Annotated in this window: 21 protein-coding genes; 9 read left to right on the forward strand and 12 right to left on the reverse strand. The window is 70.6% G+C overall.

Going from position 1 to position 20571, the window contains the following annotated elements; translation table 11 throughout:
* Nucleotides 1-25: 25 nt before the first annotated feature.
* From LOK44_RS26660 to gatC, 4 genes are all read right to left on the reverse strand, one after another.
* Nucleotides 26-685 (reverse strand): response regulator, encoded by a 660-nt coding sequence (locus tag LOK44_RS26660; RefSeq protein ID WP_237573191.1) that lies wholly within the window; start codon nt 683-685, stop codon nt 26-28.
* Nucleotides 682-1854 (reverse strand): sensor histidine kinase, encoded by a 1173-nt coding sequence (locus LOK44_RS26665; RefSeq protein WP_237573095.1) that lies wholly within the window; start codon nt 1852-1854, stop codon nt 682-684. The genes LOK44_RS26660 and LOK44_RS26665 overlap by 4 nt, the downstream gene beginning before the upstream one ends.
* A gap of 80 nt (nt 1855-1934) precedes the next feature.
* Complete coding sequence (gene gatA / locus LOK44_RS26670; RefSeq protein WP_237573096.1) at nt 1935-3419, reverse strand: Asp-tRNA(Asn)/Glu-tRNA(Gln) amidotransferase subunit GatA; 1485 nt, start codon at nt 3417-3419, stop codon at nt 1935-1937.
* Nucleotides 3416-3751, reverse strand: coding sequence for an Asp-tRNA(Asn)/Glu-tRNA(Gln) amidotransferase subunit GatC (gatC, locus tag LOK44_RS26675; protein ID WP_237573097.1), 336 nt, complete (start codon nt 3749-3751; stop codon nt 3416-3418). The genes gatA and gatC overlap by 4 nt, the downstream gene beginning before the upstream one ends.
* Before the next feature lie 176 nt (nt 3752-3927).
* Here gatC and LOK44_RS26680 point away from each other — a divergent pair, with 176 nt between their 5' ends.
* The 6 genes from LOK44_RS26680 to LOK44_RS26705 all read left to right on the forward strand — a co-directional run bounded on the left by LOK44_RS26680 (nt 3928) and on the right by LOK44_RS26705 (nt 8324).
* Nucleotides 3928-4587: an ACT domain-containing protein gene (locus LOK44_RS26680; protein ID WP_237573098.1), complete on the forward strand. Its 660-nt coding sequence runs from the start codon at nt 3928-3930 to the stop codon at nt 4585-4587.
* Between the two features lie 77 nt (nt 4588-4664).
* Nucleotides 4665-5297 carry a DUF4178 domain-containing protein gene (locus LOK44_RS26685; RefSeq protein ID WP_237573099.1) on the forward strand — a complete coding sequence of 211 codons (633 nt, stop codon included), beginning with the start codon at nt 4665-4667 and terminating at the stop codon, nt 5295-5297.
* A 9-nt stretch (nt 5298-5306) separates the two neighbouring features.
* Complete coding sequence (locus LOK44_RS26690) at nt 5307-5813, forward strand: DUF2617 family protein (protein WP_237573100.1); 507 nt, start codon at nt 5307-5309, stop codon at nt 5811-5813.
* Nucleotides 5810-6238 (forward strand): DUF4247 domain-containing protein, encoded by a 429-nt coding sequence (locus tag LOK44_RS26695; RefSeq protein ID WP_237573101.1) that lies wholly within the window; start codon nt 5810-5812, stop codon nt 6236-6238. Before LOK44_RS26690 ends, LOK44_RS26695 begins: the two co-directional genes overlap by 4 nt.
* Nucleotides 6239-6270: 32 nt before the next feature.
* On the forward strand, nt 6271-6729 hold the full coding sequence (locus LOK44_RS26700) for a DUF350 domain-containing protein (RefSeq protein ID WP_237573102.1): 459 nt from the start codon (nt 6271-6273) through the stop codon (nt 6727-6729).
* Nucleotides 6730-6752: 23 nt separating this feature from the next.
* Nucleotides 6753-8324: a polyamine aminopropyltransferase gene (locus LOK44_RS26705; RefSeq protein WP_237573192.1), complete on the forward strand. Its 1572-nt coding sequence runs from the start codon at nt 6753-6755 to the stop codon at nt 8322-8324.
* On the opposite strand, the gene ligA is transcribed toward LOK44_RS26705, so the two are convergent.
* A complete protein-coding gene (gene ligA / locus LOK44_RS26710) occupies nt 8321-10444 on the reverse strand; it encodes an NAD-dependent DNA ligase LigA (RefSeq protein WP_237573103.1) in 2124 nt (707 codons plus the stop codon). The genes LOK44_RS26705 and ligA overlap by 4 nt on opposite strands.
* Before the next feature lie 100 nt (nt 10445-10544).
* On the opposite strand from ligA, the gene LOK44_RS26715 reads away from it, so the two are divergent.
* Both LOK44_RS26715 and LOK44_RS26720 read left to right on the forward strand, forming a co-directional pair.
* Complete coding sequence (locus LOK44_RS26715; protein WP_237573104.1) at nt 10545-10940, forward strand: MmcQ/YjbR family DNA-binding protein; 396 nt, start codon at nt 10545-10547, stop codon at nt 10938-10940.
* Between the two features lie 37 nt (nt 10941-10977).
* Nucleotides 10978-12591, forward strand: a complete 1614-nt coding sequence (locus LOK44_RS26720) for a 4-coumarate--CoA ligase family protein (RefSeq protein WP_237573105.1) — start codon at nt 10978-10980, stop codon at nt 12589-12591.
* Here LOK44_RS26720 and LOK44_RS26725 read toward each other — a convergent pair.
* The 3 genes from LOK44_RS26725 to LOK44_RS26735 are packed head-to-tail and all read right to left on the reverse strand — an operon-like array spanning nt 12588 to nt 15749.
* Complete coding sequence (locus LOK44_RS26725; RefSeq protein WP_237573106.1) at nt 12588-13736, reverse strand: NAD(P)/FAD-dependent oxidoreductase; 1149 nt, start codon at nt 13734-13736, stop codon at nt 12588-12590. The genes LOK44_RS26720 and LOK44_RS26725 overlap by 4 nt on opposite strands.
* A gap of 47 nt (nt 13737-13783) precedes the next feature.
* Entirely contained in the window at nt 13784-14680 is an 897-nt protein-coding gene (locus LOK44_RS26730) for a hypothetical protein (protein ID WP_237573107.1), read from the reverse strand.
* Nucleotides 14681-14738: 58 nt separating this feature from the next.
* Nucleotides 14739-15749 carry a uroporphyrinogen decarboxylase/cobalamine-independent methonine synthase family protein gene (locus LOK44_RS26735; RefSeq protein WP_237573108.1) on the reverse strand — a complete coding sequence of 337 codons (1011 nt, stop codon included), beginning with the start codon at nt 15747-15749 and terminating at the stop codon, nt 14739-14741.
* Nucleotides 15750-15796: 47 nt separating this feature from the next.
* Here LOK44_RS26735 and LOK44_RS26740 point away from each other — a divergent pair, with 47 nt between their 5' ends.
* Nucleotides 15797-16447, forward strand: coding sequence for a sensor domain-containing protein (locus LOK44_RS26740; RefSeq protein WP_237573109.1), 651 nt, complete (start codon nt 15797-15799; stop codon nt 16445-16447).
* Here the strand turns inward: LOK44_RS26740 and mnmA are convergent.
* The 4 genes from mnmA to LOK44_RS26760 are packed head-to-tail and all read right to left on the reverse strand — an operon-like array spanning nt 16444 to nt 20450.
* Nucleotides 16444-17520 carry a tRNA 2-thiouridine(34) synthase MnmA gene (gene mnmA, locus LOK44_RS26745; RefSeq protein WP_237573110.1) on the reverse strand — a complete coding sequence of 359 codons (1077 nt, stop codon included), beginning with the start codon at nt 17518-17520 and terminating at the stop codon, nt 16444-16446. The two genes, LOK44_RS26740 and mnmA, sit on opposite strands and share 4 nt — an antisense overlap.
* 2 nt (nt 17521-17522) lie before the next feature.
* On the reverse strand, nt 17523-18719 hold the full coding sequence (locus tag LOK44_RS26750; RefSeq protein ID WP_237573111.1) for a cysteine desulfurase family protein: 1197 nt from the start codon (nt 18717-18719) through the stop codon (nt 17523-17525).
* 34 nt (nt 18720-18753) lie between these two features.
* On the reverse strand, nt 18754-19614 hold the full coding sequence (locus tag LOK44_RS26755; RefSeq protein ID WP_237573112.1) for a lysophospholipid acyltransferase family protein: 861 nt from the start codon (nt 19612-19614) through the stop codon (nt 18754-18756).
* Nucleotides 19611-20450: a GNAT family N-acetyltransferase gene (locus tag LOK44_RS26760; protein ID WP_237573113.1), complete on the reverse strand. Its 840-nt coding sequence runs from the start codon at nt 20448-20450 to the stop codon at nt 19611-19613. Before LOK44_RS26760 ends, LOK44_RS26755 begins: the two co-directional genes overlap by 4 nt.
* Between the last annotated feature and the right edge of the window lie 121 nt (nt 20451-20571).

Below are 20571 nucleotides of genomic sequence, written 5' to 3' on the forward strand. Positions count from 1 at the left end.
CGCCCCTTCCCGGCTCGACGGCGGGTCAGCGAGCGAACGGCGACACCAGACCGGACTCGTAGGCGACCACGACGGCTTGGGCGCGGTCGCGCAGACCGAGCTTGGCGAAGACCCTGCCGACGTGGGTCTTCACGGTCTCCTCGGACACCACGAACTCACTCGCGATCTCCGCGTTCGACATGCCGCGGGCCATCGCCTCCAGTACCTCGGTCTCCCGCGGCGTCAGGCGCGCCAGCTCGTCGGCCGAGCGACGCGGCGGGGCGTGCCTGCCGACGAGGTCCGCGATCATCCGCCGGGTGACCGAGGGCGCCAAGAGCGCATCGCCGGCGGCGATGACCCGGACCGCTCTGATCAGCTCCTCGGCGGGCGCGTCCTTGAGCAGAAACCCACTGGCTCCCGCGCGCAGCGCCGCGTAGACGTAGTCGTCGAGGTCGAACGTCGTCAGCATCAGCACCTTCGCCGTGGTCTCCGCGAGGATCTCGCACGCCGCGTCGAGCCCGTTCATCTCGGGCATCCGCACGTCCATCAGCACGACGTCGGGTGCGAGCGCGTGCACACCGGCCACGGCGTCCCGCCCGTTGGCCGCGTCCCCGATCACCTCGATGTCGGGCTGGGCGTTCAGCAGTGCGCCGAAGCCCTGCCGGACCATGGCTTGATCGTCGGCGATGAAGACGGTGATCGTCAGGCCGGGCACCCCGTCACGCTAGCCGGGACGCACGGCAGGTAGGACCAGACGACGAACTCGCCCTCGGTGTCGTGGATGGCGACCATGCCGCCGACTGCCGCGGCCCTCTCGCGCATGCCCGCGATGCCGAGACCGGGGACCGGCGGCTCCCACGACTGCTGGGCCATGCCGTTGCGGATCTCGACGCCCACACCGTCGACGGTGATGCTCACCTCGGCGTTCACCGCCAACCCCGGTGCGTGACGCGCGGCGTTGGCCAGGCACTCGGCGACGATGCGGTACGCCGCCGTTTCGACCAGGTCCCCGACCCACTCGGTCGACCCGTCGATCCGCCACGTCAGCGGCACGCCCGCCCGCTGCGTTGCGGTGAACAGCTCCGGGAGGTCGGCGATCGTCGGCGCGGGTGCGAGTTCGACCGGTTCGGAGCCGCTGCGCAACACCCCGAGCAGTCCACGTATCTCGTTGAGCGCCTGGCGCCCGGTGGCGGCGATCGTCTCGAACTCCGCCTGCAGACTCGGCGGCACGTCGGCGTGGCGGTACGGCGCGGTCTGCGCCGACACCACGACCATCGACATGTGGTGGGCGACCACGTCGTGCAGGTCCCGCGCAATCCTGGTGCGCTCCTGCAGGACCGTGCGCCTGGCCCGCTCCAATTCGCCCTCCTCCTCGAGCTGGGCGACCTGCCGCCGCGACAGGACCAGCCACCGCACCAGCATCACGGCGAACACGATGGCGGTGACGCCGAAGGCCCAACCGCCGTCCACGTGCCCCGGCATGGCCACGAGGAACAGCAGGGTCGATGCCAGCCACACCTTGACCACGACCGGCAGCGGCCGGGTCCAGGCCACGGCGACGATCGACACCAGCAGCACGATGACGTGCACGACCTGCCACGGGTAGTTCCACGACGCCAGCCGGTTGAAGAACAGCGGGATCAGCACCGCGGAGGCGGCCGAGATCGACCATGCCAGAAGCGGATTGACCAGGACGAGCAGGAGCGGCAAGGCGGCGAGCCCGGCGACGATGGGTGCCAGTGCCGCCGGAACCTCATGGGTGAGGAAGAGCGTCGGCCAGGCCACCACGTAGAGAATCCCGGTGACGGCCACCAGCAACCAGGCCGACCATCGACCGTGCCGCAACCACTCCACGAAACCCATTGGCCTGTTCACGGGCCAAATGCTATGGCGTTTCGGCCCTCACGCCATCCCCCTGCGGGGTGATCCGGGACTGGCTCCGCGGAGCCAGGTCGCTACAGCGCGGTCAGCAGCTCGCCGCGTGCGGCCTCGTATGCCGCACCCACCCGGTAGAGCCGATCGTCGGCCAGCGCCGGCGCCATGATCTGCAGGCCGACGGGCAGACCGTCGTCGGGCGACAGTCCCGACGGCACCGACATCCCGCAGTGTCCGGCGAGATTCAGCGGCAGCGTGCACAGATCGAACAGGTACATGGCCAGCGGGTCGTCGACCTTCTCGCCGAGCGGGAACGCGGTCGTCGGTGTCGCGGGCGAGATCAGGACGTCGGCCTTCTCGTAGGCCCGGTCGAGGTCGCGTGCGATCAGCGTGCGGACCTTCTGCGCCTGGTTGTAGTAGGCGTCGTAGTACCCGGCCGAGAGCGCGTAGGTGCCGATCATGATGCGGCGCTTGACTTCTGGGCCGAAACCGGCCGCCCGGGTCAGCGCCATCACCTCTTCGGCGCTGTGCGTGCCGTCGTCGCCGACCCGCAGCCCGTAGCGCATCGCGTCGAAGCGAGCAAGGTTGCTCGACACCTCCGACGGCAGGATCAGGTAGTAGGCGGCCATGGAGTAGTCGAAGTGCGGGCAGTCGACTTCGACGACCTCGGCGCCCAGTTCGGTCAGCTGGTCGACCGCGGCGGTGAACGATGCGAGCACGCCGGGCTGGTAGCCCTCACCGCTGCGCAACTGCTTGACCACCCCGACCCGCACGCCTGCGAGGTCACCGTGGGCCCCGGCCCGCGCCGCGCCGACCACGTCGGGCACCTCGGCGTCGACCGAGGTCGAGTCACGGCGGTCGTGACCGGCGATCACCTGGTGCAGCAGCGCGGTGTCCAGCACGGTGCGCGCGCACGGCCCACCCTGATCGAGCGACGACGCACAGGCGATGAGCCCATAGCGCGAGACCGTGCCGTAGGTGGGTTTCACCCCGACGGTGGCGGTCAGTGCAGCCGGCTGACGGATCGAGCCGCCGGTGTCGGAGCCGATCGCCAGCGGCGCCTGGAACGCGGCCAGCGCCGCGGCGCTGCCGCCACCCGAGCCGCCGGGCACGCGGTTGACGTTCCACGGGTTGCGGGTGGGGCCGTAGGCCGAGTTCTCCGTCGAGCTGCCCATGGCGAACTCGTCCATGTTGGTCTTGCCCAGGATCGGCACACCGGCGGCGCGCAGCCGTGTGGTCACCGTCGCGTCGTACGGCGACCGCCAGCCCTCGAGGATCTTGGAGCCACACGTCGTGGGCATGTCGGTGGTGGTGAAGACGTCCTTGAGCGCCAGCGGCACCCCGGCCAGCGGCGACGGCAGCGTCTCGCCCGCGGCGACCGACGCGTCGACGGCGGCCGCGGCGGCCAGCGCCTCGTCGCCCGCCACGTGCAGGAAGGCGTGGTACCGGTCGTCGGTCGCGGCGATCTGGTCGAGATGCGCCTGGGTGACCTCGACCGAGGACACCTCCTTGGCCGCGATCCGGGCGCCGAGCGTCGCCGCGTCCATCCGAATCAAGTCGTTCATTCGGCTTCTCCCAAGATGCGCGGCACCGCGAACCTGCCTTCGGTCGCGTTGGGCGCGGCGGCCAGCGCCTCGTCCTGCGTGAGGCACGGATCGACGACGTCGGGCCGGGTGACGTCGCTCAACCCGTCCGCGGGCCGCTTCGCCGCAGCCCGCCGGGCCGCGAGCGGATTGTCGGTGGCCTCCACACCGGTGACGTCGACGGCCTGGATCTGGCCGACGTGGGCCAGGATCGCGTCGAGCTGGCCGGCGAAGCCCTCGAGCTCGCCGTCGGTCAGGGAGAGCCGGGCGAGGCGCGCGAGGTGAGCGACGTCGTCCCGCGATATCTGAGACACGAGAAGGAAGCCTAGTGGTGGCCACGGCCGGGGTGCTCACGTGCTGCCCCCTGGGTTGACTTCCCGAGTCGCTCCGCTCCTGCCCTCCGTACAGACTTCCCGAGTCGCTCCGCTCCTGCCCTCCGTGCAGACTTCCCGAGTCGCTCCGCTCCTGCCCTCCGTGTAAGGGTGTGCGCGTGCCGTCGTATCTGCTGCGAGTCGAACTCGAGGACAGGCCCGGCCGCCTCGGATCGCTCGCCGTGGCCCTCGGGTCGGTCGGCGCCGACATCCTGTCCCTCGACGTCGTCGAGCGAGGCGCCGGGTACGCCGTCGACGACCTGGTGGTGGATCTGCCCCCCGGCGCGATGCCCGACATGCTGATCACCGCCGCCGAACGGCTCGAAGGCGTGTACGTCGACAGCATCCGGCCGCACACCGGGCTGCTGGAGGCGCACCGCGAACTCGAGCTGGTCGATCACATCGCGGCAGCGCGCGGCACGCCGGCGAAACTGCAGGTGCTCGTCGACGAGGCACCCAAGGTGTTGCGCGTCGGGTGGTGCACGGTGGTGCGGCTCACCGACTCCGGGCCCGAGCGCGTCGCGGGCAGCCACGGCGCTCCCGAAACCCAGGCGGCCGCAGCGCCCTGGCTGCCGCTCGAGCGCGCCATGGCTCTCGACGGTGCCGCCGAATGGCTGCCCCAGGTGTGGCGCGACATCGACACCACGCTGGCCGCTGCCCCGCTGGGTGACGCCAGCACGGCGGTGCTGCTGGGCCGCCCCGGCGGTCCGGCGTTCCGGCCCTCCGAGGTCGCGCGGCTCGGCTACCTCGCGGGCATCGTCGCGACGATCCTTCGCTGAGAGTTCGCTGAAGATCGCCTTCGGCTGCGCTGTTACGGTGAAGTGATTCCATTCGTCGGCGTAACAGGGGGTTCCGCGTGGGAGATCTACTGGTCATCCTGGCGATCCTGTTGGGGCTCGCTGCCGTCGTCGTGTTCGTCATGGCACTGCGGCGACCCAAGAAGGGTGCCCCGAAGCAGCGTCAGGATCCGCTGCAGTTCGCCTCGCAGACCGCCACGTTCGGGCCCACCCAGCTCGGCCCCGGCGCCATCGTCAGCCACGGCAGCACCGACTACGTCGTCCGCGGTTCGGTCACGCTGCGCCAGGGCCCGTTCGTGTGGTGGGAACACCTCCTCGAAGGTGGCAAGGGTGACGACTCCGCCTCCGGCACCCAGCCGGTGTGGTTCAGCGTGGAAGAGGACGAGGGCCGACTCGAGCTGGTGACGTGGGTACGCCGCAACGACCTCCAACTCGAGCCGGGCGGCGAGCACGTCGTCGACGGCATCCGCTTCCGCGAGACCGAGCGCGGCAGCGCCGGCTACACCACCGAGGGGACCACGGGGTTGCCCGCAGGCGGCGACGTCGACTTCGTCGACTACGCCAGTGACGACGAGACCAAGCTTCTCGGCTTCGAACGCTGGGCACCCGGGATGCCGTGGGAGATCTCGGTCGGCACCAAGGTGCGGCCCGGCGAGCTGACCGTCTACCCGGCCCCGCCGGCCGGCGCGTAGGTCACGCCCTTGCCGTTGCACGAGCTGGCGGTTTCACCGGCCGACATCAGCGGCGCCGTCCTGCGGCTGGCGCTCAACGCCGCTGCGCCACGTCCGTTGGCCACGCACCGCCTCGACCACCCCGACGGCGGAGCGCTGACCCTGGGCATCCTCGGCGCCTCGCACGTCATCACCGCCGAGCACGACGGCGGCGCACCCTTCTCCGAGCAGGTCTCGTGCATCGCGCCGACCTCCGACGACCACCTGCCTCACCACGCCGACGCCCCCGGTTACGAATTGACCTCCAGCAGCACCGAACACGACGAGCCGTCCTTCCGGGCGCTCGCGGCCGAGCTGCGCAGGTGCTGCGCGGACGACACCGGCTGGCTCGGCGGCACGTTCCCCGGTGACGACGCGGCGCTCACCGCGCTCGCGGCCGCACCCGACGGCCCGGGCTGGCGCTGGCGGACGTGGCACCTCTACCCCGCCGCGCACGGCGGGACCGTCGTGCACACCGAGAGCAGGTGGCAGCCGTGAGCCGCGGGCGACTGTTCCTGCTGTCCGGAGTGCTCGCACTCGCCGCCGTGCTGTGCCTCGCCCTCGGCGCGAGCGCGACGCCGGACATCCGGTCCCACATCGACCGCACCTATCAGCGGTACGCCACCACGGCCGACGCCAACCTCTACGAGTGCTCGGGCCAGCCTGCCAGCGTGGCCGACGACCTCTCGGCCGTCGCCGCACCCGACGCTCGCGCCACAGACCGCGGCAGCGAGTACCTGCGCTACGAGGACGACATCGTGGTGGTCGGCCCGGATGGCAACCGGCCGTGCACGATTCGCGTCGAGGACATCAACTCGGGGTATCGAGGCGGCGGCTTCATCTTCCTCGGCCCGGGGTTCTTTCCCGGATCGCCCGCCGGCGGATCGGGCGGTGGCTCCGGCGGACCCGACGGCCCCAAGTAGCGCCCACCCGGACCAAGACCTAGGAGACACCGATGCATCAGGCCCTCGTCGAGTTCGGATCCGTCAGCGCCGACGCGACGCTGCAGAACGTCGTCGCGGCGTTGCTGTACTTCGTCGTCGGCATGGTGGTGCTCGGCGTGGGCTTCGTCGTGGTCGACCTACTGACCCCGGGCAAGCTGCGTCGCCTGGTGTTCATCGAGTACCGGCCGAACGCGGTGGCCGTGGCGTCGGCCATGTACGCGGCACTGGCGCTGGTCGTCGTGTCGTCGATCCTGGCCAGCGCCGACGAACTGGGGCAGGGGCTGTTCGACGCGCTGGTGTACGGATTGATCGGCGTGGCCCTGCAGGGCGCTGCTCTCGCGGTGCTCGAAGCCGTGGTGCCCGGACGGTTCCGCGACCTCGTCGAGGCCGAGCGGCTGCACCCGGCGGCGATCGCGACCGCCGTGATCATGCTGGCCGTGGGAGGGGTCAACGCCGCGGCCCTGTCGTGACCGTGGCGACGGATCCGGCGGAGTTGCCGGGAGCGTCCGAACCGGGCGCCCAGCGCACGCGTTCCCCGCGATGGCGCTCGATACTGCTCGCGGCCGTGGCCGCCTGCGCGGCGTGCGGATTGATCTACGAGCTTGCGCTGCTGACGCTTTCGGCGAGCCTCAACGGCGGCGGGATCGTCGCGACGTCGTTGATCGTCGCCGGGTACGTCGCCGCTCTCGGGGTGGGCGGCCTGCTGGTCAAGCCCCTGCTGGGCCACGCTGCCATCACGTTCATCGCGGTGGAGACGCTGCTCGGCATCATCGGCGGGCTGTCGGCGACGGTGCTGTACGTGACGTTCGCCTTCGTCGGCAGTTCGACCTGGGTGCTCGTGCTGGGCACGGCGCTGATCGGCGTCCTCGTCGGCGCTGAGGTGCCGCTGTTGATGACGCTGCTGCAACGCGGGCGCACGGCGGGTGCGACCGACGCGGGCCGGGTGCTTGCGAACCTCAACGCAGCCGACTACCTAGGGGCGCTGCTGGGCGGATTGGCATGGCCGTTCGTGGTCCTGCCCGCGCTCGGGATGATCCGCGGTGCGGCGGTGACCGGCATGGTCAACCTGGTCGCGGCCGCGGTGGTGGCGGTGTTCGTGCTGCGGACGGTGGTCGGCGTCCGCCAGCTCGTCGGCGCGCTGTGCGTGCTCGCGGTGGCCTTCGCGACGCTCGCCGGGGTGATGGTGAGCGCGAACGGGATCGAGACCACGTCGCGTCAGCGCCTGTACGCGGATCCGATCATCGCCTACGAGCGCTCCGCGTACCAGGAGATCGTCGTGACGCGGCGCGGATCGGACATGCGCCTGTATCTCGATGGCGGGCTGCAGTTCTCGACGCGCGACGAGTACCGCTACACCGAGAGCCTGGTGTACCCGGCGCTCGGTGCCGGCGCGCGGTCGGTGCTCGTGCTGGGTGGCGGCGACGGCCTCGCCGCGCGGGAACTGCTGCGGCAACCGGGTATCGAGGACATCGTCCAGGTCGAACTCGACCCGGACGTGGTGCGCCTGGCCCGCACGACGATGCGCGAGGCCAATGCCGGCGCGCTCGACGATCCACGGGTGCGGGTGGTCATCGCCGACGCCATGACCTGGCTGCGCGAGCCCGACCCGACGCTGCTGCCCGCCGGCGGGTTCGACGCGGTGATCGTCGACATGCCCGATCCGGACAACCCGGTCCTGGGCAGGCTGTACTCGACGGAGTTCTACGCGCTGCTCACCCGCGCGCTGGCCCCCGACGCGCTGGTGGTGGTGCAGGCGGGTAGCCCGTACTCGACGCCGATGGCGTTCTGGCGCACGGTGTCGACGATCCGGTCGGCCGGATACGCGGTGACGCCATACCACGTCGACGTCCCGACGTTCGGCGACTGGGGCTTCGCGTTGGCCCGACGCGGCACCGAACCCCCGGCGCCGACGATGCCGAACGACGTTCCGCAGCTTCGGTTCCTGAACCAGAGCGTGCTCGACGCCGCGACGGTATTCGGCGGCGACGTCGCCCCCGTCACGCTGGAGCCCTCGACGCTGGACGATCCGCGCGTCGTCGAGGACATGCGGCGCGGGTACCGCTAGGCGTCTTCCGGTTCAGGCTCGGGTTCGGGTGCGGGTTCGGGCGCGGGCTCCGGGCCGTTCTCCAGCAGCCGCCGGAACCCGTCCTCGTCGAGCACCGGCACGCCCAGTTCGATTGCCTTGTCGTACTTCGAGCCCGGTGCGTCACCGGCGACCACGTAGGCCGTCTTCTTCGACACCGACCCCGCTGCCTTGCCGCCGCGCGCGAGGATCGCCTCCTTGGCCTCGTCCCTGGAGAAGCCGGTCAGCGATCCGGTGACCACGATCGACATGCCGTCCAGCGTGCGTTCGATCGAGGCGTCGCGTTCGTCGGCCATGCGCACCCCCGCAGCGCGCCACTTGTCGACGATGGCGCGATGCCAGTCGACGGTGAACCACTCGACCACCGCCGCGGCGATGGTCGGCCCGACGCCTTCGGATGACGCCAGCTGCTGCTCGGAGGCGGCCTCGATCGCCTCCAGGCTGCCGAACTCGCTCGCCAGCGCCCGCGCGGCGGTGGGCCCGACGTGCCGGATCGACAGCGCCACCAAGACGCGCCACAGCGCCTGCTGCTTGGCCTTGCCAAGGTTGGCCAGCAACCGCTTGCCGTTGGCCGACAGCTCCCCCTTCTGGGTCGTGAAGAGTTGCGTGCGCAGCAGGTCGTCCTCGGTGAGGGTGAACAGGTCGCCCTCGTCGGTGATCGCGCCTGCCTGCAGCAGGGCGATACCCGCCTCGTAGCCCAGTCCCTCGATGTCGAACGCGCCGCGGCCGGCGACGTGAAACACGCGCTCGCGCAACTGCGCTGGGCAGGATCGGGCGTTGGGGCAGCGGATGTCGGCGTCGCCCTCCTTGGCCGGTGCCAGCGTGGTGCCGCACTCCGGACACTCGGTGGGCATCACGAACTCGCGCTCGGAGCCGTCGCGCGCGTCGACGACCGGGCCGAGCACCTCGGGAATCACGTCGCCTGCCTTGCGGATCACGACCGTGTCGCCGATCAGCACGCCCTTGCGCTTGACCTCCGACGCGTTGTGCAGCGTCGCCAATCCGACCGTCGAACCGGCGACCTTCACCGGTTCCATGTAGGCGAACGGGGTGACTCGCCCGGTGCGCCCGACGTTGACCCGGATGTCGAGGAGCCTGGTGGTGGCCTCCTCGGGTGGGTACTTATAGGCGATCGCCCACCGGGGTGCCCGCGACGTGGCACCGAGCCGCCGTTGCAGTGACACGTCGTCGACCTTGACGACGAGGCCGTCGATCTCGTGCTCGACGTCGTGGCGGTGCTCGCCCCAGTAGGTCACCTGCTCGGCGGCCGCGGCGACACCCTTGACGCGGGTGGTGTGGGTCGAGACCGGCAGTCCCCACGCCTTCAGCGCGAGGTACGCATCGTGCAGCGTGGTGGGCGTGAACCCCTCGGTGCGGCCGAGACCGTGACAGATCATGTGCAGCCGTCTGCGGGCGGTGATGGCCGGGTTCTTCTGCCGCAGCGATCCCGCTGCGCTGTTGCGCGGGTTGGCGAACGGCGGCTTGCCCTCGGCGACCAGTCCCGCGTTGAGGTCCTCGAAGTCGGCGACCCGGAAGAACACCTCGCCGCGCACCTCTAGCACGGTGGGCACCGGGTAATCGTTGCTGTGGGTGAGCCGCTCGGGCACGTCGTCGATCGTGCGGGCGTTTAGTGTGACGTCCTCACCGGTGCGGCCGTCGCCGCGGGTGGCTGCCCGCTCGAGCTTGCCGTCGCGGTACACCAGCGCGAGTGCGACGCCGTCGATCTTGAGTTCGCACAGGAACTCCGGGTCGTCGCCCACCTCGCCGGTCAGCCGAGCGGCCCAGGCGCTGAGTTCGTCGGAGTTGAAGACGTTGTCCAGGCTGAGCATCCGCTCGAGGTGGTCGGCAGGGGCGAACTCGGTGGCGAAGCCCGCACCGCCGACCAGTTGTGTCGGCGAGTCCGGCACCCGCAGCTCGGGATGCTCTTCCTCCATCGCGTTGAGTCGGCCGAGCAGCGCGTCGAACTCGCCGTCGGAGACGACGGGAGCGTCCTTGACGTAGTAGCGGAACTGATGGCCTCGCACTTCCTCGGCCAGTTCCTGCCACGCGCGCCGGACGTCCGGTGCGACGGGGTCGGCGGGCGTTTCGGGCTCGGCGTTCACCCAGGCAGATTATCGGAGCCGGCCGACACCACCGCCGGGCTCGGGGTCCTAGTTAGTCTTGCCTAACTTTCCAGCTCCGCCGATCGGATAGCATGATCAGGTGCCGCACCCGATCGTATTCCGCGAGGACGATCCCGGGCTGGCCGAGCTGCGGGCCATCGCCCTGGGCTTCCCCGACGCCTTCGAGAAGGTGTCGCACGGCCGTCCGGTGTTCTGCGCGCCGAAGATGTTCGCGATCTACGGCGGCAGCACCAAGGAATCGGGCCCGATGCGCACCGTGCCGAACTGCGTGCTGGTCAAGGTCGACGACTCCGAACGTGCCGCCCTCGAGGACGACCCGCGGGTGTTCTACCCCGCCTATCTGGGTGCCTACGGCTGGCTGGGCTTGGACTTCTCCGTGGCCGAGGTCGACTGGACCGAGGTCGCCGAGCTGGTCGACACGTCGTTTCGTCTGGTCGCATCGCGCAAACTGATCGAGCAGCTCGACCAACGTTGACCGGCAGCCGCAGCGACATGGTTCGATCGGAGGCGAGATGAGTTTCGACAGCCCCTTCCCCCAGGTCCACGTTCCGACGACGAGTGTCTACGACTACCTGTTCGGTGATCTCGACGAGTCCGATGCCGACCGCATCGCGCTCTTCGACGCCAAGACCGGTACCGAGACCAGCTACCGCGACATGATCGCCAAGATCGACGCCTTCGCAGGCGCGCTCGCCGATTGCGGCATCGGCGTCGGCGACGTCGTCGCGCTGCTGGCCCCCAACAGCTCCGCATTCGCGATCGCCTTCCACGGCATCCTTCGCTCGGGCGCCACCGCGACCACGGTCAACGCGCTGTTCACCGCGAAGGACATCGCCAAGCAGCTGACCGACTCGCAGGCCAAGATGCTGGTCACGGTGTCCGTGCTGCTCCCCCAGGCCGCCGAGGCCGCTGCGGCGGTCGGGCTCGACGGCGGTGCGCTGATCGTGTTGGACGGGCCCGGCGCCGAGGCCGACGGGCACCCCAACGCGGCGGACCTGCTGGGCCCGGCACTGCCCGCGCCCGAGGTGACGTTCGACCCGGCCGAGCACCTCGCGGTACTGCCGTACAGCTCGGGCACCACGGGAAACCCCAAGGGCGTCATGCTCACCCACAGCAATCTCACGGCCAACGTGGCACAGATCCGGCCGCTGCAGGGCATGCAGTCCGACGACCGCATCCTGGCCGTGCTGCCGTTCTTCCACATCTACGGCATGACGGTGCTCTTGAACGCCGCGATGCACGCCCGGGCGCAGCTCGTCATCATGCCGAGCTTCGACCTGAGCGAGTTCCTTCGCAACATCGCCGAGCGCAAGTGCACGTATGCGTTCATCGCACCGCCGGTCGCCGTGGCGCTGGCGAAGCATCCGCTGATCGAGGAGTTCGACCTGTCGAGCCTGCGCGGCATCATGTCCGGTGCGGCGCCGCTCGACGAGGACCTGGGTCGCGCCGTCGCCGAGCGACTGGGGTGCGCGCTGGTGCAGGGCTACGGCATGAGCGAACTGAGCCCCGTGAGCCACGTGTCGCCGTTCGACGGCGGGCAGGAGATGGTCGGAGCGGTCGCCCCGCTCAGCTCGTGCGGGTGGACGGTGCCCAACGCGACCAGCAAGATCATCGACCCCGAGACCGGCAACGAGATCGACCCGCCCGCAACGGGTCTCAGTGACACCGGCGAGCTGTGGTTCAAGGGGCCGAACGTCATGACCGGCTACCTGAACAACGACAAGGCCACCCGCGAGACCATCGACGACGACGGCTTCCTGCACACCGGCGACCTGGCTCGCGTGGATTCCACCGGGTGCGTCTACATCGTCGACCGGCTCAAGGAACTGATCAAGTACAAGGGTTACCAGGTGCCGCCGGCAGAACTCGAGGCAGTGCTGCTGAGCCATCCCGCGATCGCCGACGCCGCAGTGATCGGCGTGCACGACGCCGATTCCGGCGAGGAGATCCCGAAGGCCTTCGTCGTCAAGCAGAACTCCGAGCGTGACGACCTCGACGCGGCCGCGGTGATGGAGTTCGTGGCCGGCCAGGTCGCCCCGTACAAGAAGGTGCGGCAGGTCGAGTTCATCGATGCCATCCCGAAGTCCGCCTCCGGCAAGATCTTGCGCAAGGACCTCAGGCGCTAGCTGGCCGGTGCGGGCTTGCCCGCGGCGATGAGTTCCTCGCCGAGGTCGTAATCGTCGTCGGACTCGTAGGTCAGGACTCCGACGGCGCGACCCTCGGATTCGTACCACACCGTGAAGCCACCGTCTCGCTCGACGAACCGGCTTCGGTCGTACCCGTCACCCCAGGCGTGGTACTTCACTGCGGCGTCGCCTATCTCGGTCCAAAAGCCAGGAACGCTGGACCAGGATGCGTCGTCGCCCGCTGCGGAGGCGCCCGCGACCTCGCCGTGATCCATCGCGTCCTGCCAGTGCTCGACCGCCAACGCCCGCCCGGCGGTGGAGTTGACCGCCTTCGCGACGTCGCCTGCCGCGTACACGCCGTCGACGTTCGTGCGCATGTCGGCGCCGACCAGGATGCGACCGTCCTCGAGCGAGATGCCCGCCGCCTCGGCGATCGCGCCATTGGGCGCCACGCCCGTCGCTGCCAGGACGAGGTCGGCGGTGATCGTTCGACCGTCATCGAGGCGCACCGCATCGCCGGTAATCGACGCCACGCCCGAACCGCCGGCGAAGCGCGCACCCGTCGCCTCGACGAGGCCCTTGATCCTATGGCCCGCCTCGTCGCCTAGCCGCTTCTGCTGCGGAACCTCGCTGGGCGCCACCAGGGTCACCTCGAGGCCCATGAGAGCAAGCGACGCCGCAGCCTCGCACCCGATGAAACCGGCACCGATCACCACGGCCGAGCGTGCCGCACCTGCTGCGGCACGCAACCGGGTCGAGTCCGACAGCGAACGCAGCAGCAATGCCCGCTCACCACCCGGGACCTCGAGCGATTTCGGGCTGGCCCCCGACGCCACGATGAGCGCGTCGTAGTCGAACTGCCCGCCTGCGGCTTCGACGACACGGCGCCCGACGTCGATGCGCCGCACCGGCGACTCCAGGGTTAGCTCGATCGACCGATCGTCGAACCACTGTCGAGGGTGCAGATCCACGTCGTCGGTATCGCCGCGCAGGTAGTCCTTGCTCAACGGTGGGCGTTCGTAGGGCGGCCGGTCGTCGGCAGTGAGGATGCGGATGTGTACGTCTGGCCGTCGCTCGCGGTACGCCTCGACTGCGCTGATGGCGGCGGGGCCACTACCGATTACGATCAAGCGTGGTGTGCTCATCGCAGGGGCATACCCTCGAATTGCCGATGCGCAACCAGAATTGGCGCTCAGTGACTCGCCAGCGACGACGTCATTTGGTCGGCGGCCTTGGTGGCGCGCGCCTGCCGGTAACCCAGCCAGATCCCGGCCAGCGGCGCCAGGATCAGGCCCGCCAAACCCCACATCGCGCTGATGCCGCCGGTGGCCGGTGGTGCCGTCATCAAGGGCGGGGTCGCCTCGGACGACTGGTCGACCGGGCTGATCGGCGCGGGTACCGGCAGCACGGCGGGGGGTTGCGCGGGGACCACGACGGGTGCTGGTGGCTCGACGTCCGAAGGGATGATCGGCGCCCGAACGACCGGCGGTTCGACGAGGTCCATGCTGCCCTCACCGGGCACGCGTCCGTTGCCGACGACGACACGCGGGCTGATCGGCGGGTCGGCTGGTTCGTTGGCCGCGCCGCCACCGCCGTCGCCGCCGGACTCCTCGGTGGCCTCGGACGCGAACGATGGCGTCTCCCCCGCCGAGACCGATGGCGACTGCGGCGCCTCGCCTGCGACGGGTGCTCGGGCAGCGACGCGCGCCGTCGGTGCCGCAACGGCGGGCTCGGGCGCCGATGCGTCGGGGGTCGGCACGTCACCGGGTCCGCTCGGGACCCACTCGCCGTCGGACCCGAGGTCGCCGACAGCGGAGTCGCGGTCGCCGCGGCGCTGGTCACGCTCGAACTGGCCACGCTCGGATCGGCCGCGCTCGGATTGACCCCGGCCGTCGCGAGCGTCGCGCTGGGACTTCCCACCGTCGCGGCCGCCACGGCCGTCGCGAGCATCGTCACGCGAATGGGAGTGTCGGGGTCCAGGGTCACCGAATGCGACCGCAACACCCGGGCCGGCCACCAGCACGCCGGCCGCCAGCAATGCTGCGGCCAAACCGCCGACGGCGTCGGAACCACACGTGGATGGGGCCACGTGCCCATCTTCGCACGCGTCAATCACGATTGGCGCGTGCTGATGCGAATGAGTCGACTCAAGCCGAGTCCGGGTCCACCGCGATGCCGTCGGCAACCTTCTGCGCCAGCTCGATCGCGGTCCGGGCCCACTCGGCCGTCGCGTCCGCCAGTCCGCAGGCCGGCGAGACGCCGATCCGCTCGCGCAGCACCGTACGGGGGAAGCCGAGACGGTCGGTGATCCCGGCGGCCGTCGCCGCGATCTGCCCGGGCACCGGGCGGCTGGCCGGCGCTGCGGTCGGCACCACGCCCAGCACCACGACGCGGCCCGACTCGACGAATTCGCCGATGCCGTCGAGGTCCGTGACGACCAGGCGGCTCGCGTCGAGCATCACTGCGCTGAAGGCGCTGCGCTGCAACAACTTCCACGGCAGGTCTGACGCACAGCAGTGCAGCGCGACCTCGCCACCCACGGCGGCCACGCATTCGTCGAGCAGGTTGCCTGCGAACGCCTCGTCGACGGGATGGACCGGGGTGAACCTGGTAACGCCCGTCAGCCGTCCCAGCAGCGCGGCGGGCAGCGACGGCTCGTCGAACTGCACGACCACGTGCGTGTCGAGCCGTCTGGCCAGTTCGTTGCGGTGCGCACGAACCCCTTCGGCTAGGGAGGCCGCCAGGTCGCGGACTGCGGCCAGGTCGGTGAGTGCGCGGTGCCCACCGGGAAGTTCCAGATGCGTGGCGAGCGTGATGGGACCCGGTACCTGCACCTTGATGGTCCGTCCGCTACCGCGCAGCCCGGCCTTCTCCCAGGCCTCCTCCAGCGCGTCGACGTCCTCGTCGAGCAGGCTGACGGCACGCCGCATCGCCGAGCTGCGGCCCGCGGCGATCCGGTATCCGCGCGGCACGGTGTCCACGCCGATGTCCACCAGCAACGCCGCTCCGCGGCCGACCATGTCCGCACCGACGCCGCGGCCGGGCAACTCCACCAGGTGGGCCAGGGTGGTCAGCTCGCCCACGACCACCTCGGCAGCGTCTCGGGCGGAAACACCGGGCCAGGAGCCGACGCCGGTGGCCGTCGCGAAAACACTCACGTGGCCAACACTATTCGATTCCGAACCTGACGCGTTAGTCTCGGGCCATGCCCGCCGCGATCCGTCGCATGCTGCTCGGGCCCACCGCCGCCGTCCTCCTGGCCGCCACGGTCGCCTGTGCGCACACCGTCTCGGGTTCGCCGGTACGCGCGATTCCGGGCATCGACGACGACTCGATGTCCCCCGTGGACGTCGACGCCGTGCTGCTCGAACAGACGCAGATGAGGGCCATCACCGGCGCGGGCGAGGACCTCACGGTGATCCCGAGCATGGACGGCAAGCAGCCCGTCGACATCGTGGCGCTCGCCGAGTCGGCACCCGAGCAATGCCAGTGGTACTTCGTCGAGACGCAGACGTTCGGCGCCGAGATCGAGGAATTCCACAAGACGACCTATCAGGACCCGCCCGACGCCGCGCTGATCTCCCAGGGCGCCGCGGGTTACCGCGACGCGGCCACGGCGCGGCGGGCGTTCGACGACCTGGCCGGGCTGGTCGATCGCTGTGGATCGACGTCGTCGGGTGCGCTCTACGTGGGTGACTGGACCGTCACGGCGGACGGGTTGCAGACCCGCACCTCGAGGTGTGGGCGTGACTATCGGGTCAAGTCGGCGGTGCTCGTGGAGATCACCTTCTGCGGATACCCGTCGACGGTGCCCGACATCGTGATGACCAACGTGCTGGCGAAGGTACCGGCCTAGCGGTCGGCGCCGACGATCGTGGCGCTGGCGATGACCTCGTCGCCTGCCGGGTCCGGCCGGTACAGCACCATGGTCTGTCCGGGCGCGACACCGCGCAGGGGGCTGCGCAGGTGGGCGACGAGCCTGCCGTCGCGAATCTCGGCCACCGCGGGCGCGAGCCCACCGTGTGCGCGTACCTGCACCTCGCACTCGACCGGTCCGTCGAAGGCCCGGCCGGACGTGAACACCGGTCGTTCGCCGGTCAGCACGTTGACGTCGAGGTCGGCGACGTCACCGACGCGCACGGTCCCGCTGTCGGCGTCGATGGCGGTGACGTAGCGCGGCTTGCCGTCCGCACCCGGTCCCGCGATGCCCAGACCCTTGCGCTGCCCGATGGTGAATCCGTGCACGCCGTCGTGCTCCGCCAGCACGGTGCCGCCCGCGTCGACGACGGAGCCGCGCCGCACGCCGATGCGGGCTCCGAGGAACGCCTGGGTGTCACCGGACGGGATGAAGCAGATGTCGTGGCTGTCGGGCTTCTGCGCGACGGCCAGCCCGCGCCGGGCGGCCTCCTCGCGGATGGCCGGCTTGGGTGTGTCGCCGATGGGGAACGCGGCGCGCGCCAACTGCTCCGCGGTCAGCACGCCCAGCACATAGGACTGGTCCTTGTCGGCGTCGACCGCGCGGCGCAACCTGCCCTCGGACAACCGGGCGTAGTGCCCGGTCGCCAGCACGTCGAAGCCGAGCGCGACGGCCCGGGCAGCGAGGGCGGAGAACTTGATCCGCTCGTTGCAGCGCACGCAGGGGTTCGGGGTCTCACCCCTGGCGTAGGACTCGACGAAGTCGTCGATGACGTCCTCGGCGAATCGGTCCGCGAAATCCCATACGTAGAAGGGGATGTCGAGGATGTCGGCGACGCGCCGGGCGTCACCGGCGTCCTCCTTCGAGCAGCAGCCGCGCGAGCCGGTGCGCAGGGTGCCCGGCGTGGCCGATAGTGCGAGGTGCACACCGACGACGTCGTGGCCGGCATCGACCATCCGCGCCGCCGCCACCGAGGAATCGACGCCGCCACTCATCGCGACCAGAACCCGCATGACTACTTCCCGTATCCAGCGCTGGCCAGTGCAGCCTGGCGGGCCCGGTCGACGGCCGCAGGCAGGACCGCCAGCGCGGCGGCGACGTCGGCGTCGGTGCTGGTGTGTCCCAGCGACAGTCGCAGCGATCCCCTGGCGCTCGCCGGATCAGCGCCCATCGCGATCAACACGTGCGACGGCTGGGCGACTCCTGCCGTGCACGCCGACCCGGTCGAGCACTCGATTCCCTTGGCGTCCAACAGCATCAGCAACGCATCGCCCTCACACCCGCGGAAGGTGAAGTGCGTGTTGCCGGGGAGACGGGCATCGCCCGCGGCGCCGTTGACCACGACGTCGCCGATTCTCGCGAGCACGCCGTCGATCAGGGCGTCGCGCAGTGCGGACACGCGACTGCGGTGCGCGTCCAGACCCTCGACGGCGATCTTGGCTGCGGTGGCCATCGCCACCGCGCCTGCCACGTCCGGCGTGCCCGAACGCACGTCGCGCTCCTGACCGCCGCCGTGCAGCAGTGGGACGCACGGGGTGTCGCGCCGCAGCAGCAGCGCGCCGACTGCCGCGGGACCGCCGAACTTGTGGGCCGCGATGCTCATGGCCGACAATCCGCTCACGGCGAAGTCCACCGGGACCTGACCGACGGCCTGGATGCCGTCGCTGTGCATGGGGACGTCGAATTCCGCTGCGACGGCGGCGAGTTCGGCGATCGGCAGGATGGTGCCCACCTCGTTGTTGGCCCACATGATGGACACCAGGGCGACGTCGCCTGCTGCACAGTGGTCCTGCAGGACCTCGCGCAGCGCGGCGGGCGACACGGACCCGTCCGGGCGAACCGGCAGGAACGTGACGTCGGCGCCTTCGTGCTCGGCCAGCCATTCGACGGCGTCGAGGACGGCGTGGTGTTCGATCGGCGTGGTCACGATGCGCGTGCGGCGGGGGTCGGCGTCGCGGCGGGCCCAGAAGATGCCCTTGACCGCCAGGTTGTCGCTCTCGGTGCCACCCGCGGTGAAGACGATCTCCGACGGCCGGGCACCCAGGAGTCCGGCCAGCGCCTCGCGAGCCTCCTCCATCCGGCGCCGCGCCGCCCGGCCCGTCGTGTGCAGCGAGGACGCGTTGCCCACCGTCGCCAGCGCACCCACCATCGCCTCGATCGCAGCGGGGTGCATCGGGGTCGTGGCAGCGTGATCTAGATAGACGGCGGTCATGGCCAACCCAGGATACCGGCAGGCCAGGTCGGACCTAGGCGACCAGGGCGTGGCCCCCGCCGACGTGCAGGTGGGTGGGCAGCGTGCGCGACGTTCCGCGCACCGCCGCCTCGCAGCGTGCGGCGAGGTCGCGCCGGTCGTCACCGGGCAGCTGCAGTGACGAGACGTGCACGTGGCACACCGTCTGACGCGTGGTGATCACCCGTTTGATCGACTGCAGCAACGAGTCGTCGCCGATGAACGACGGCACCGTCGAACGCCTGCCGTCACGGTGGTGGTAGCTCAGACGCAGCGGCTGCACCGGGCGTCCCGCGTCGATCGCGCCCTGGAACATCGCGGGCTTGAACGGTCCGTATCCGACGCCGCACCAGGTGGTGCCCTCCGGGAAGGCCACCACGGTCTTGCCCGCTTGCAGTCGGTCGGCGACGGCGCGCACCACCCCGGGCAGCCGGCGCAGGTCGTTGCGGTCGATCGGGATGATCTTCATCAGCCGGACCACTCGGCCCAGCCCCGGCCAGTCGACGAGGTCCGCGCGGGCGACGAACGACCCCGGTAGCACCGAGCCGATCGTGAAGACGTCGATCCAGGACACGTGGCCGCTGACCACCAGCACGCCGCTGAGGTTGCGGATCGGGCCGCCGGACACCGTGATCCGCACGCCGAGGCAGCGCAGCATCATCCGGCAGTAGAGGCGTTGCAGGCGCGACCGCCCGGGCAGCGGCAGCGCGAGCAGTGCGAACGCCGGGAACACGACGATGGCGCAGGCGATGCGTGCGGCCGTCCGCAGCGCCACGACCGCCGGGCGGGAGGCCGTCACGGTGTCGACGCGGATGCAACTCGAGTCGCACGACGCCCGCGGCAGCCAGGCGTGGTCGACCAGGCCGTGGCTGCTCATCGGGCGATCCCCTCGGCCATGTCGCCCGCGGCCGAGACCGACCGCAGCCGCTTCAGGTATCGGACGTCGGCCTGCCGCTTGTCCAGCAGCGCCGGGAAGTCACCGACGCCGAAGTCCGGGTCGTGGGCCGGGTCGCCGCACACCCGGGCACCCAGCCGCAGGTAGCCCCGCATCAGCGGCGGCACCGACACCCGCGAGGGCGGGTCGATGTCGTCGAGTCCCCGCCCGCCGAGCACGACCGGCCGGTACGGGCGCACCACGTACTCCGACGCGTGCCGCCTGCGCACGAAGTCGCGGACACCGCGGATCCCCGCTCCGGGCGTCTCGCCGGGTTCGCCCTGCACTGGGACCGACACGCACCCGGTCACGTAGTCGTAGCCGCAGCGGTCCAGGTAGGCGAGGATGCCCGCCCACATCAGCAGCACGACGCCGCCGTTGCGATGGTCGTGCCGCACCACGGCGCGACCCATCTCGACCATCGACGGCCGGATGCCGTCGAGCGCGCTGACGTCGAACTCGGTGGCCGTGTAGAGGCCGCCTGCGGCGATCGCACCCGGCGGCGGCAGCATCCGGTAGCAGCCGACGATCTCCTGCGACTCGTCCTCGCGTACCAGCAGGTGGTCGCAGAACTCGTCGAAGCGATCGGCGTCGCGCCCGTCGGACGACCCGGTCAGGTCGAACCCGGGTTCGGAGGTGAACACCTCGTGGCGCAACCGCTGGGCGGCGTCCACGAGTTCGGAGTCGGTGGACAGCAACAGTGTGTAGCGCGGGCCGGTCCCCCCGGACGCCGTGCCTTCGGTTTCGTCGGCGGCAATGAGTACGGATGCCATGCTCATGGCTTGCACGCTCGCCCAGGTGTCGGGCGGGATGCCTACGACGGCGTGACGTGTTCGTGCACGCTGGGTGACGACTCCGTGCGCAGGGCCGCGAACGGTGCACGACGACGAGGAGGTTCAT

This window comes from Mycolicibacterium lacusdiani, from assembly GCF_021916785.1.
GTDB lineage: Bacteria > Actinomycetota > Actinomycetes > Mycobacteriales > Mycobacteriaceae > Mycobacterium > Mycobacterium lacusdiani.

Excerpts from the sequence above, each read along its gene's own strand:
- gatA (WP_237573096.1), bottom strand. The coding sequence starts at position 3,419 with ATGAACGACTTGATTCGGATGGACGCGGCGACGCTCGGCGCCCGGATC.
- LOK44_RS26700 (WP_237573102.1), top strand. The coding sequence starts at position 6,271 with ATGCATCAGGCCCTCGTCGAGTTCGGATCCGTCAGCGCCGACGCGACG.
- LOK44_RS26720 (WP_237573105.1), top strand. The coding sequence starts at position 10,978 with ATGAGTTTCGACAGCCCCTTCCCCCAGGTCCACGTTCCGACGACGAGT.
- LOK44_RS26725 (WP_237573106.1), bottom strand. The coding sequence starts at position 13,736 with ATGAGCACACCACGCTTGATCGTAATCGGTAGTGGCCCCGCCGCCATC.
- LOK44_RS26740 (WP_237573109.1), top strand. The coding sequence starts at position 15,797 with ATGCCCGCCGCGATCCGTCGCATGCTGCTCGGGCCCACCGCCGCCGTC.
- mnmA (WP_237573110.1), bottom strand. The coding sequence starts at position 17,520 with ATGCGGGTTCTGGTCGCGATGAGTGGCGGCGTCGATTCCTCGGTGGCG.
- LOK44_RS26750 (WP_237573111.1), bottom strand. The coding sequence starts at position 18,719 with ATGACCGCCGTCTATCTAGATCACGCTGCCACGACCCCGATGCACCCC.
- LOK44_RS26755 (WP_237573112.1), bottom strand. The coding sequence starts at position 19,614 with ATGAGCAGCCACGGCCTGGTCGACCACGCCTGGCTGCCGCGGGCGTCG.
- LOK44_RS26760 (WP_237573113.1), bottom strand. The coding sequence starts at position 20,450 with ATGAGCATGGCATCCGTACTCATTGCCGCCGACGAAACCGAAGGCACG.